This window comes from Subtercola endophyticus (assembly GCF_021044565.1).
Classification (GTDB): Bacteria; Actinomycetota; Actinomycetes; order Actinomycetales; family Microbacteriaceae; genus Subtercola; species Subtercola endophyticus.
Genome location: NZ_CP087997.1, coordinates 2,755,230 through 2,767,704, shown reverse-complemented (window position 1 = coordinate 2,767,704; position 12,475 = coordinate 2,755,230). Strand labels below are relative to the sequence as shown.

Annotated in this window: 9 protein-coding genes; 7 read left to right on the top strand and 2 right to left on the bottom strand. The window is 68.7% G+C overall.

Translation table 11 applies throughout. From position 1 onward, the window contains the following. Positions 1-177: 177 nt before the first annotated feature. The 4 genes from LQ955_RS12755 to LQ955_RS12740 all read left to right on the top strand — a co-directional run bounded on the left by LQ955_RS12755 (position 178) and on the right by LQ955_RS12740 (position 6,552). The gene (locus LQ955_RS12755) at positions 178-534 is read left to right on the top strand and encodes a hypothetical protein (protein WP_231024901.1); all 357 of its coding nucleotides are present in this window, start codon (positions 178-180) and stop codon (positions 532-534) included. Positions 535-615: 81 nt separating this feature from the next. Beyond that, entirely contained in the window at positions 616-3,720 is a 3,105-nt protein-coding gene (locus LQ955_RS12750) for a DNA polymerase III subunit gamma and tau (RefSeq protein WP_313788349.1), read from the top strand. 2 nt (positions 3,721-3,722) lie between these two features. Then, on the top strand, positions 3,723-4,322 hold the full coding sequence (gene recR, locus LQ955_RS12745; protein WP_231024900.1) for a recombination mediator RecR: 600 nt from the start codon (positions 3,723-3,725) through the stop codon (positions 4,320-4,322). Between the two features lie 10 nt (positions 4,323-4,332). After that, on the top strand, positions 4,333-6,552 hold the full coding sequence (locus LQ955_RS12740; protein WP_231024899.1) for an AtzH-like domain-containing protein: 2,220 nt from the start codon (positions 4,333-4,335) through the stop codon (positions 6,550-6,552). 241 nt (positions 6,553-6,793) lie between these two features. Here LQ955_RS12740 and LQ955_RS12735 read toward each other — a convergent pair whose 3' ends face one another. Continuing rightward, positions 6,794-7,231 (bottom strand): cupin domain-containing protein, encoded by a 438-nt coding sequence (locus LQ955_RS12735; RefSeq protein WP_231024898.1) that lies wholly within the window; start codon positions 7,229-7,231, stop codon positions 6,794-6,796. 401 nt (positions 7,232-7,632) lie between these two features. On the opposite strand from LQ955_RS12735, the gene LQ955_RS12730 reads away from it, so the two are divergent. Next, the gene (locus LQ955_RS12730; RefSeq protein WP_231024897.1) at positions 7,633-9,042 is read left to right on the top strand and encodes an aspartate kinase; all 1,410 of its coding nucleotides are present in this window, start codon (positions 7,633-7,635) and stop codon (positions 9,040-9,042) included. Between the two features lie 250 nt (positions 9,043-9,292). Here the strand turns inward: LQ955_RS12730 and LQ955_RS12725 are convergent, their stop codons facing one another. Continuing rightward, the gene (locus LQ955_RS12725; protein WP_231024896.1) at positions 9,293-10,243 is read right to left on the bottom strand and encodes a CPBP family intramembrane glutamic endopeptidase; all 951 of its coding nucleotides are present in this window, start codon (positions 10,241-10,243) and stop codon (positions 9,293-9,295) included. Between the two features lie 81 nt (positions 10,244-10,324). On the opposite strand from LQ955_RS12725, the gene LQ955_RS12720 reads away from it, so the two are divergent. Together LQ955_RS12720 and LQ955_RS12715 are read left to right on the top strand one after the other, a co-directional pair. Beyond that, a complete protein-coding gene (locus LQ955_RS12720) occupies positions 10,325-11,452 on the top strand; it encodes an aspartate-semialdehyde dehydrogenase (protein WP_231024895.1) in 1,128 nt (375 codons plus the stop codon). A gap of 102 nt (positions 11,453-11,554) precedes the next feature. Beyond that, positions 11,555-12,043, top strand: a complete 489-nt coding sequence (locus LQ955_RS12715; RefSeq protein ID WP_231024894.1) for a DUF1707 SHOCT-like domain-containing protein — start codon at positions 11,555-11,557, stop codon at positions 12,041-12,043. Positions 12,044-12,475 lie beyond the last annotated feature (432 nt).

The window sequence follows — 12,475 nt, the reverse complement described above, 5'->3', positions numbered from 1 at the left end:
CTTAGAAAAGCCTGATACTCCCGAACGGGTCGGTTATAGAGAGATAAGCTCAATTTATGCAGTTGCTTGTCTTGGTGTGGTGCAATGTTGGAGTTTAATTTTTTCGGATTCGAGCCACTCGAGGAGCCCAGCGCAGGGCTGACCCTCTGTGACCTGACCGTGCGCGGCAATAGAGGGATGGCGACCTCTCACGGTCGAAGGCCGAACGCCTCGATGATGCTCGGATCCTCAGTCGCCGACCTGCTGATGGTCGTCGCGGTGGTGGTCGCATCAGAGACCGGTGCCCGTCGAGAACTCTTCGAGGCGACTGCATCATCGTTCTGGCTCGTGTTCGAGCGCTCTCGTAGCTCTGTGAAGGTTCTGCAGGGCAAGGTCGTCATAGACGAGGGCTCCGTTGATGAACTCATCGCTTCGACGCGCCGAGACGTGTGCGAACTCGCTGAGCTTCTGCGGCAGCAACTCGATCCTGCGGACGTGACGATAGAAGGCCTTTCGATCGCGCTTGAGCGGTTCTCTTCGGCCTCTCAGCAGTAACAGTCTTCGCTGCTGGCGAGATCTCCACAGGGTTGTCGCTGAGGGAGCCTGGTGTCGGCGGTGGCGGATACGATTGGTGCCATGGTCACAGCCCTCTACCGTCGCTACAGGCCTGAGACTTTCGGCGAGATGATCGGCCAGTCTCAGGTGACTGAGCCGCTGATGACTGCCCTGCGCACGAATCGGGTCAATCACGCCTACCTGTTCTCGGGGCCGCGCGGGTGCGGCAAGACGACGTCGGCGCGCATTCTGGCGCGGTGCCTGAACTGTGCCGAGGGGCCGACCGACACTCCGTGCGGGGTGTGCCCGAGCTGTGTGGAGCTGTCGCGCGACGGGTCGGGTTCGCTCGACGTCGTCGAGATCGACGCAGCGAGCCACAACGGTGTCGACGACGCCCGCGACCTGCGTGAGCGTGCGGTGTTCGCGCCTGCTCGTGACCGCTACAAGATCTTCATTCTCGACGAGGCGCACATGGTCACGCCGCAGGGCTTCAATGCACTGCTGAAGATCGTCGAAGAGCCGCCAGAGCACATCAAGTTCATCTTCGCGACGACCGAGCCTGACAAGGTCATCGGAACCATCCGGTCGCGCACGCACCACTATCCGTTCCGGCTCATCCCGCCGGCGCAGTTGCTCGAGTATGTCTCGGCCCTCTGCGAGATCGAGGGTGTCGCCGTGGCGCCCGGCGTTCTGCCGCTCGTCGTGCGGGCCGGCGGCGGGTCTGCTCGTGACACCCTGTCGCTGCTCGACCAGCTCATCGCCGGCTCCGAGAGCAACCGTATCGAGTACGAGCGTGCGGTCGCTCTGCTCGGCTACACGCACGCCTCGCTGCTCGGCGAGGTCATCGATGCCCTCGGCGACCACGATGCTGCGGCGGCGTTCGGGGCCGTCGACCGGGTCATCCAGACCGGCCAAGATCCCCGGCGCTTCGTTGAAGACCTGCTCGAGAGGCTGCGAGACGTCATCATCGTGGCGGCCTCGAACTCGGCAGAGGGCGCGGCGGCGGTGCTGCGCGGCATGCCCAGCGACGACATTCTGCAGATGCAGCAGCAGGCGGCGTTGTTCGGCTCGGCCGAGCTCTCGCGTACCGCCGACATCGTGAACGCGGCGCTCACCGAGATGACGGGTGCCACATCGCCGCGATTGCACCTCGAGTTGATGATCGCGCGGGTGCTGGTTCCGGCGAGCGACGACTCGGCGCGCGGGGCACTTGCACGCGTCGAGCGGCTCGAGCGCCGTGTCGGTGTCGGCCAGAACACCGTGGGCCAGAATGCTGTGGGCCAGAACACGCCGGTCGAAGCGGATGCCCGTGCGGGCGCCGCTCGCGAGTTCGGTACTGGCGGTGCGGGTGCCGGTGGTGCCGGCGCGGCTGCGGGGGCCGGTGCCGGTGCGCTCACGGTATCGGTTGCCTCGTCGACGTCCGCTGTGTCGTCTTCCTCGGGGGTTGCTGCGCCTGCGCCGGCCTCTCCTTCTGCGCCGGCTGTTGCTCAGTCCGACGCGAACGATTCGTCCAGCGCGCCTGCTGCGCCTTCTTCATCGAGCGCGCCGACCACCGCCGCCGAGACCTCCTCGGTCGCCGGCCCGCCTACGGCCCAACTCCTCAGAGACGCGTGGCCCGAGATTCTCGAAGCGGTGCAGAAAGCGAAACGCGGCGCGTGGATGGTCGTGTACACCGCCACCGTGCGTGCACTCGAGGGCGACGTACTCACCCTGAGCTTTCCCAGCGAGAACGACGTAGCGAGCTTCAAGCAGCAGCAGGCCCCCGGACAGGGCGTCAGCGAGTACCTGCGTCGGGCCATCGTCGACGTCATCGGGCTCCGCGTGAAGTTCATCGCCCGCGTCGATGCCTCCGGCTCGACGTCGAGTTCTGGCCCCTCGAGTTCTGGCCCGTCGAGCTCGGGTTCCGGTCCCGCGGGTTCGGGCGCGTCGGGTTCGGGTCTCGCGGGTTCTGGCGCGTCGGGTTCGGGTCTCGCGGGTTCGGGCCCGTCGGGTTCGGGTCTCGCGAGTTCTGGCGCATCGAGATCGGGCACGGCGAGTTCAGCACCCTCGAGTTCTGCCCCGGGGGCGCCCCAGACTGCTACCTCGACATCGGGCACAGCCCCGGCGACGCCCGCGCCCGCCAGCGCCCCCAGCGCTGCCGCCGCGCCGGCCGGCGTCAGCGCGCCCGGCGCCGATGCGACGGCGCTCGCACCCGCTGCAGCCGTATCCTCGACGCCCGCGCCCACTGCGCTCGCACCCTCGGCAGCCGTATCCTCGACGCCCGCGCCCACTGCGCTCGCACCCTCGGCAGCCGTACCTTCGACACCTGCACCCGCTGCAGCCGTACCTTCGACGCCTGCACCCGCTGTAGCCGTACCTTCGACGCCCGCGCCTACCGCGCCCGCACGCACCGCGCCCGCCCCCCAGCGTTCGGCGAGTTCGCGCCCGGCGCCGGGGTCCCGTGCCGCTGCGCCCGCCGGCACGGCGACCTCCGCGACTTCGGCTCCCTCAAAGTCCCCAGCGACCGCGGCGACCGCGTCTCCGACGGTGTCGTGGCCGACCGTCGCCATCCCCACCTCTGCGCCCGAGCCGGGCGACGAGCCCGTGCCGGTCGGTGCCATCCCCGTCAGAATCCCGGCCGCCCGGGTATCCGCGGCCCCGGCATCCGCGCAGCGCGCCGATTTTGACGCCCCGGCCGACCTTCCCGACGACATCCCCGAAAGCGTGCCCGATTTCGCTGCTGCTGCCGACGGATGGTACTCGCCCTCCGACGATGTTCCGCTCGACGACGGGCCCACCGATTTTGACCCCTCCGACTTTCGGCGGGTGAACCTCGGCGACCCGAACGCCACGGGCACGTCGGGCGCCTCGAGCTCGGGCCGGGCATCCGAGGTGTCCGCTTCGACGGAACCCCGGGCATCCGGAGCCGCCGCATCGGCTGGCTCCGCCCCGCAGCGCGCCACCCCGCCCAACACAGCCACCCGCTCGGCCAGCTCGGCCCCCGCCGCCCCGGCCACGAACACCACCCCGGCCGCCAGCTCCGCTCCGCCCGCCAGACCTGCGCCCACTCGCCCCGTGCCCCAGTTCGGCGAGAAGCAGCGTTACGGCGAGGCCGTCGTGCGCGAGATCCTCGGCGCCAGCTTCGTCGAAGAACGGCCCGTCGCCCCCCGCGCCGCACCCGGTGCCGGCCCAGGTCGGGAGGGCTGACCGTGTACGAAGGAATCGTTCAAGAACTGATCGACGAGCTCGGGCGCCTGCCCGGCATCGGCCCGAAGTCAGCTCAGCGCATCGCGTTTCACATCTTGCAGACCGAGACGTTCGACGTGACGCGTCTCGCCGAGGTACTGCTCGAGATTCGCGACAAGGTGCACTTTTGCTCGATCTGCGGAAACGTCGCCGAGCAAGACACCTGCTCCATCTGCCGTGATCCGCGTCGTTCGCTGACGGTGATCTGCGTCGTCGAGGAGGCGAAAGACGTCGTCGCCATCGAACGCACCCGCGAGTTCCGCGGGCGTTACCACGTGCTCGGCGGAGCCATCAGCCCCATCGACGGCATCGGCCCCGACAACCTGCGCATCCGCGAGCTCATGCAGCGCCTCGCCGACGCCACCATCGAAGAGGTGATCATCGCCACCGACCCGAACCTCGAGGGCGAGGCCACCGCCGCGTACCTCTCGCGGCTGCTCACGACGCTCGAGATCCGCGTCACGCGCCTCGCCTCCGGCCTCCCCGTCGGTGGCGACCTCGAATACGCCGACGAGGTCACCCTCGGTCGCGCCTTCGAAGGCCGCCGCCTGGTCGAGCGGTAGGGGAGCCGCCATGCGCTGGCGTCCTCCCGTTCCCGGACAACCCATCGAGCCCGGGCCGCCCTCCGAGCCCGCTGCCCCGCGCGACCCCAACGCACCGCCGGCACCGGATGCTCGCCCCACCGACCCCGACGCCTCGCCGGCACCGGATGCCCACCCCACCGATTCCGACGCATCGCCGACACCGGATGCCCACCTCACCGATCCCGACGCCTCGCCGACACCGGATGCCCACCCCACCGATTCCGAACCGAGACCGATGAGCGGCGAGACTGCAGCCCGGTCGCTCGCCACCCCACCCACCGCCCCGGACTGGTTCGGCGACCCCACCCTCTTCGCCGCCTTCTGGCGCTACGAACGCGCGCTCATGACCAACGACGTGCCCGAGCTCGACGTGCTTTTCGCCGACGGACTTCTGACCGTGCGCAGCGAGGCCGGCTCCGCGCTAGTCGGGCACGACGCCATCGCCGCCTTCCGCGCCGCCCGGCCACCCGTGCCGCAGCGATACCTGCGCCGCGTGCACCTGCGCCCCATCGACGACAACGCGGCGCTGATCGTGGCCGAGTCGGTGCGCGGCGACCGGGGAACCGGCAGCCAGACGCAGCTCTGGCAGCGCCCCGACGCCGACTCGCCGTGGGCCGTCACCGTCGCTCACGTTTCCACGGTTCCGGGGGTGCAGTTCGGCGAACCAGCACTCACGCACACCGAAGAACGCGCCATTTGGGCGACACCCCCCGAGCGGCGCCCGCTCGTCGCATCGAACGCGTACCCGGGCGACGGAGCGCACGTGGGGCCGCTGGCGGGCATCCGCGTCGCCGTGAAAGACCTGTTCGCCATCGAGGGCGAAACGATCGGCGCCGGAAACCCGGCCTTCGCGGCTGCTCGCGCGCCCGAAACAGCCACCGCTCCGGCCGTGCAGGCCCTCATCGACGCCGGAGCCGAAATCACCGGCCTCGCCCAGACCGACGAACTCGCCTTCTCGATCGCGGGCACGAACGTGCACTACGGCACCCCGCCGAACCCCGCGGCGCCCGGTCGCATCTCCGGTGGATCCACCAGCGGCCCCGCCTCCGCCGTCGCCCTCGGCCTGGCCGACCTCGGCCTCGGAACCGACACCGCCGGCTCCATCCGCGTTCCCGGCTCGTACACCGGGCTTTACGGTCTGCGCACCACGCACAACGCCGTCTCGCGTGCCGGCCTGATCGGCCTCGCGCCCAGCTTCGACACCGTCGGCCTGCTGGCGCGCGACCTGTCGACGCTCGAGCGCGGCGTCGAGGCCCTCCTCGCAACAGGTGAGCGGATGCCCGTTCCTCCGTTTGCGGCCGTGTCGTCAGCCTTCGCGCCTCCCGCCGTCGCCGCGACTGCCCCTGCGCCCGGGTCCGTCGCCTCTGCTGTCGCGCCGGGGCCATCCGCAGCCGCGCCGGGCGCCACTGCTGTCGCACCGTGGCCCTCCGCGGCCGCGCCGGGGCTCGAACCCTCGACTGCCGCGCCATCCGGCCCCGAGCCCATCACCGATGCGCCTCCCGCCGCTCCGGCTCCTGTCTCGGACGACGCGCCACCGGCCGCCATCCCGCCGGCGCCCGCCACATCCACCCCGGCCTCGGCCCCGGCGGCGACCGATGCCGCCACCCCGATCACCCGAATCCTCATCGACCCGACCGTCGTCGCGCTCGCCGATGCGGATGCCCAGCTTACCTTTCAGGCGGCGGTGCGCGCCCTGGCGCTCAACTCGGGCGCTACGGTGCAGTTCATCGACCCGGCCACCGCATTCTCTGCGGCCGATCTCGAGCGCTGGTTCAAGTCGTTTCGGCTGCTGCAGCAATTCGAGGCCTGGGTCGAAGACGCCCCCTTCGTCACAGCCAACCCCGGGGCGCTCGACCCCGCCATTGCAGCGCGTTTCGAGGCGGCCAGCCGCATCACGGTCGCCGAGGCCGACCAGGCGCGCGCCGTTCTGATCCGCGCAACGACCGCTCTGGAGGCCGCCGTGCCGCCCGGCTCAGCTCTCGCGCTGCCCTCGACCTCGAGCGCGGCGCCCTCCCTCTCGGCAGATCCCGCCGAAATCGATCGCGTGCGCAGCGCAACCCTGCGCCTGACCTGCCTCGCGTCGCTCTCCGGCCTTCCCGCCCTTAGCTTGCCCTACGGCCGCGTCGGAACTCTCCCCGTCGGACTCTGCCTTCTCGGCTCCCGCGCCTCCGACCTCGCCCTGCTAGCCCTGGCAACCGCGCGCGCCTGACCCGCCTGCTCGCCGTGACCGCCTCGCGCCTGGCCGGCCTGCTCGCAGTGGCGGCTTCGCGCCCGGTTCGTCGTGCCCGCCCCGCGACGGCAGTTTCGGTGCAAAAAAGCGGAGAATCGCTATCTGTGGCCCCTATACGTCACCACTAGTCGCGATTCTCCTACGATTTTGCGTCGTCGGCGTCGGCGTCAGCGTCGGCGTCAGCGTCAGCGTCGTCAGCGTCGCCGACAGTCGCGGCGCCTCAGCTTGCCAGCCCCCGCACGAGCACGTCGACATCGGACGCCGCCAGCGGAACCCGCGTGCCACCCGTCACGAGCGAGGCGAATCCGCCGTCGTTCGCCATGATCGTGATCGTGTACAGCTTTTCGGTCGCCGAACCGTTCAGAATGCGGTGCTCCGACCCGGGCTGCAGCGTGAGCACGTCTCCCGGGACGAGCGCGAGCGAAGCGTCATCTGAGTGCGCCACCGCGGTACCGGCCAGCACGATGAAGATCTCGGCCGAATCCGCGTGCGAATTCAGCGGCTGTGCGCCTCCCGGCTCCCAGATCTCGAGAAAAACGCTGGTCGAACTGCCCTGCGCGGGCCCCGCGAGTTCGGCAAGAACAACGGTGTCATCTTTGCTGATCAGAAAGCCCGACAGGTCGGCCAGGTTACGAACGATTGGTGCGGCTCCACTCACGGCGGTCTCCTCGGGTCGCGGCAATCAGGTTCGATTGACTCGCGTGCAGCCTACGAGGCAGACATTTCGCAAATGTGTCGCGCGAGTGCCCGCAGCGCCCCACCGTACCCCGCTGCCCGCTGCCCGCTGCCCGCTGCCCGCTGCGCAACGCCAGGCTATGTACCCACCCCCATCGCCACGCCATGTAGCCACCGCCCTCGACGCAACCACGCGACATTCACCACGCGACATCGACCACGCGAAGTCCACCACGCGACATCGACCACGCGACATCCACCACCCCCACCCCCGGCGTAACGCAAAGCAGCGCCCCAGCGCGCGTCGCCTAGAATGAGTAGTCGCCTTTCCCGCGCGGGGCCCACCCGCCCGGCGCGCCCGCCACACCCCCCAGGAGTACGCCCGTGAGCTTGATCGTGCAAAAGTACGGCGGATCATCCGTCGCCGACGCCGAGAGCATCAAACGCGTGGCGAAGCGCATCGTCGAAACCCGCAAGGCCGGCAACGAGGTCGTGGTGGCCGTCAGCGCGATGGGCGACACCACCGACGAACTGCTCGACCTCGCCCACCAGGTCACCCCGATTCCGGCCCCGCGCGAGCTCGACATGCTGCTCACCGCCGGCGAGCGCATTTCCATGGCGCTGCTGGCCATGTCCATTCGCAGCATGGGCCACGATGCGCGCTCTTTCACCGGCAGCCAGGCCGGCATGATCACGGATGCCCGCCACGGCCAGGCCCGCATCGTCGATGTCACTCCGGGCAGGGTTCGAAGCGCGCTCGACGAAGGTGCGATCGCCATCGTCGCGGGGTTCCAGGGCTTCAACCGCGGCACAGGCGACATCACGACCCTCGGCCGAGGCGGTTCGGACACCACTGCGGTCGCCCTCGCGGCCGCCCTGCACGCCGACGTCTGCGAGATCTACACCGACGTCGACGGAATCTTCACGGCAGACCCCCGTGTGGTGCCGCGCGCCCACAAGATCGACCGCATCTCGAGCGAAGAGATGCTCGAGCTCGCGGCAAACGGGGCGAAGGTGCTCTATATCCGAGCGGTCGAGTATGCACGCCGGCACGGCGTCACGCTTCACGTTCGGTCATCGTTCAACAACAACGAGGGCACAATCGTCTTCAACGAGACCAGCGCGGCTTCTGTCGCCCTCGGTTTTGCGGCCGCGACGGGGGGAGCGGGCATCCCGAATCGCGGCACGATCACCGGGCCCATCACCCTCACCCCAAGCACCCTCACCGCAGGCACCCCGACCTCAGGCAGTACAGAGCAGAACAGCGAGAAATCCGTGGAAGAGCCACTCATCGCCGGCGTTGCGGCCGACCTCAGCGAAGCGAAGATCACCGTCGTGGGTGTGCCCGACATTCCCGGCAAGGCCGCGCAGATCTTCAACATCGTGGCCAAGACCGGCGCGAACATCGACATGATCGTGCAGAACGTGTCGGCCGCGGCCACCGGGCTCACCGACATCTCGTTCACGCTGCCGAAGTCCGACGGGCAGACCGTGCTGCAGACGCTCACCGCTTCGCAGCCCGAGGTCGGTTTTTCGTCGCTGCAGTACGACGACCAGATCGGCAAGCTCGCGCTGGTCGGCGCCGGAATGCGCACCAACGCGGGCGTCTCGGCGAAGCTCTTCACCGCGCTCTACGAGGCCGGCATCAATATCGAGATGATCTCGACCAGCGAGATCCGCATCTCGGTCGTCACCCGTGCCGACACCGTGAACACCGCTCTGCGCGTGGTGCACACGGCCTTCGGCCTCGACGCCGACGCCGATGCCGTCGTGCACGGCGGCACGGGCCGCTAGCCTCGCCCTCTCCCACCCCCTCGCCCCACCCTCTCGCCCTCGCGCCCGGCCCTCGATCCACTTTGCGAAAAAGCCCCCAAAATCGCCTCGAAAGGGGCTTTTTCGAGAAGTCGATCAGTGGCGCGGCGGCGCGAGGCACGCAGGCACGACAGGCACAAGCCCACAAGTCCACAAGCCCACAAGCCCACAAGCCCACAAGCCCACAAGCCCACAAGCCCACAAGCCCACAAGCCCGAGCACCCAAAGGCACTCACCCCAGCGCGAGCAACAGCACCACACTCGACGCGTTGAACAGAATGTGCGCCACGATGCCGGCCCCGAGCCGCCCCGTCGAGACGGCGAGCCGTGCGTTGATGAGCCCCAAGAAGAACGTCGACCCGCCCAACGCGAGCGCCGAGGCCCACGACGACGACTCGTACAGGTGCAGCGCAGCGAACACCGCCGCGCTCACGATGATCGCCACCGTGTTCGCAACCCGCAGGCGGTCGACGTTCTGTGCGACGCCGGCCGCATCCACGGCCCCGGGCGCGGTGCGCAGCACGCGGTTGCGGATGCCCCGCAGCACCATGCCGCGAAAGAAGACCTCCTCCACGAACGGCCCCAGCAGGCAGGCGAAGAGCAGCGCGTTCAGCACGATCCAGAACGTGTCGGAGTCCAGCGTCAGATTGCCCTGCACCGGAGTATCGCCTGCGAGCCGCTGGGCCACAGACCCGAAGAACACCGCAATCGCCTTGGCGACGAGCGCCGCACCCAGCCCGAGCGCCAGATCCACCCAGTGGATGCTCAACCCCAGGTCTTTACGCAGCGACCCCGAGCCGCGCAGCCGCACCACGAGCACGACGACCCCGAACAGCGCCCCGTAGCCGAGCACATTGGTCGTGAACTGCGCCGCACTCGCGTTCGGGATGATGCCCAGCACATACAGCGCGATGCCCACCACCAGCGCCGCGATGAACACTCCCAGGCCCAGCACGCTGCTCGGGATGCCCCACCGCACCAGATACCCCGGCACCGCCGCGCGGATCGGGCCGGCCGCGGTCTGCGGCTCCGCCACCGGCCACCCCGCGGCATCAGGCGGCGAGAGGGCAGGCGGCGTGTCCGGCGGTTCGGCCGGCGGTGTGGGGTCGCTCGCCGGCTGTTCGTACCGCGGCGTGCCGCGCCGCGACCCGTCGGTGCCGTCGCCCGCCCCGAAATCACTCATGCTAGGCACCCTAGCCTGAGCCGGACATCCACTCCCCGATGCTTGGTAAAGTGAACGTTCGAGCGAATAAGGAAGAGTGCAGTGAGCGATTCAACGCAAAAGAACGTCGGCCTCAACGTCGGCGTCGTCGGAGCGACCGGCCAGGTCGGCAAAGTCATGCGCCAGCTACTGGATGAACGTGACTTTCCCATCGCGAGCATTCGCTTCTTCGCAACTGCTCGTTCGGCGGGCACCACGCTGACGTTCCGCGGCGAAGAGATCACCGTCGAAGACTCCGCGACCGCCGATCCGACGGGCCTCGACATCGCTCTCTTCTCGGCCGGCGCAACCGGCTCCAAGGCCCTCGCGCCGAAGTTCGCCGCCGCAGGCGTCACGGTCATCGACAACTCGAGCGCTTGGCGCATGGATCCCGACGTGCCCCTCGTGGTGAGCGAAGTGAACCCGCACGCCATCGACGAAGCGCGCAAGGGCATCATCGCCAACCCGAACTGCACCACCATGGCCGCCATGCCTGTGCTGAAGGTGCTCGACGCCGAAGCCGGGCTGCAGCGCCTCATCGTGAGCACCTACCAGGCCGTGTCGGGCAGCGGGCTCGCCGGCGCCGAAGAACTGGCGACGCAGGCCGAGGCCGCCGTCGCGTCAGGACGCCTGCTCGACCTCGTGCACGACGGCAGCTCCATCGAACTGCCCGACCCCGTGAAGTACGTGCGCCCCATCGCGTTCGACGTCATCCCCTTCGCTGGGAACCTCGTCGAAGACGGCCTCAACGAGACCGACGAAGAGAAGAAGCTGCGCAACGAGAGCCGTAAGATCCTCGAACTGCCGGGTCTCTTGGTCAGCGGAACCTGCGTGCGCGTTCCCGTCTTCACTGGCCACTCCCTCTCGATCAACGCCGAATTCGCGCGCCCGATCAGCCCCGAACGTGTCGCCGAGCTGCTGTCGACGGCCGCCGGTGTGACGGTGACAGATGTTCCGACCCCTCTCGAGGCGGCCGGCAAAGACCCGAGCTTCGTCGGCCGCATCCGCACCGATGAGGGGGTTCCGGATGGCCGGGGCATCGCCCTTTTCATCAGCAACGACAATCTGCGCAAGGGTGCCGCCCTGAACGCCGTGCAGATCGCCGAGATCTTCGCCGCCCGCGCTGCTTCGACGGCGGCTGCCTCGACGTCGGCCTCGTCGGTCGCGGCCCCCGAGCTCGTCGCCCGCTGAGCCGCCCCGGCCGCTCCTCGGCCAGCCGTTATGCCTTCGTGAGCCGCAGGCGAAGCCGCCAGACGTGTGGCACGCTCGCCCCGTGCGCGCCACAATAGACGCATGACCGACTTCACCGATCCGCAGACCGCAACACTGCGGCTCTCGAACCCCGAACGCGATGAGGCCGTCGCGCAGCTGAACGCCAACCTGCGCGAGGGCCGCATCACCGAAGCCGAATTCACCGAGCGCAGTGCCACCGTGCGGTCGGCCGTCACGCGCGGCGATGTGGCGCCGGTCTTCAGTGACCTTCCAGCCGATGCCCATCTCGGTGCAGCATCCTCCGTGCCCCCAGCCGCCTTCGCCGCCCCCGGTTACTCGAGCTCGTCGTCGTCGTTCGGCAGCTCGATTCCCGAGCCGCGCAACGGCCCCATCGGCGGCACGGCGGGCGTCGTCGCAGTGTCGATCACACCGTTCATCGCCCTCATTTTGTTCTTTGTGACAGGCATTGTGTGGGGTTACAACTACAGCTGGCTCTGGTTCTTGCTCGTTCCCCTGGTGGGCATCATCGTGTACGGCGGCGGCACCCGTCGTCGCCCTGACCGACACTGAAGAACTGACTCTCCACAGATTCGCTCTTCCCTTGACAAAGGTGATGAATAATCATCTAAGCTCCAGGCGTGATGAATTTTCCGCCGCTCAATCCTGTCGAAGTTGTCACCGCAATCGTGCTCGCCTGGCTAGCCGTTTCGGTCGGCGTGGCTACGCTGCTCGGGCGCATGATCGCAACGAGCGATCGCATTGAGCGCGCCCGCACCGAGCCGCTGTGCGACTCGGCTCCTGGCGCATGCCCCACATCGGCGCATGCGCCACCCCGTTGCGCGGTACATTGTGTGAATGACCGTTCAGCTGCCGAGTGCACGCAGACAGATGTCGTTTCGCCGGTTGGGGTGACACTGCAGTGGCAATCACTCGCCGGCAGACTGAAACGCCGGCAGCCCGTACCCTGACAAGGGCCGCGTCGCCCGCTCGTGCGACGAACGC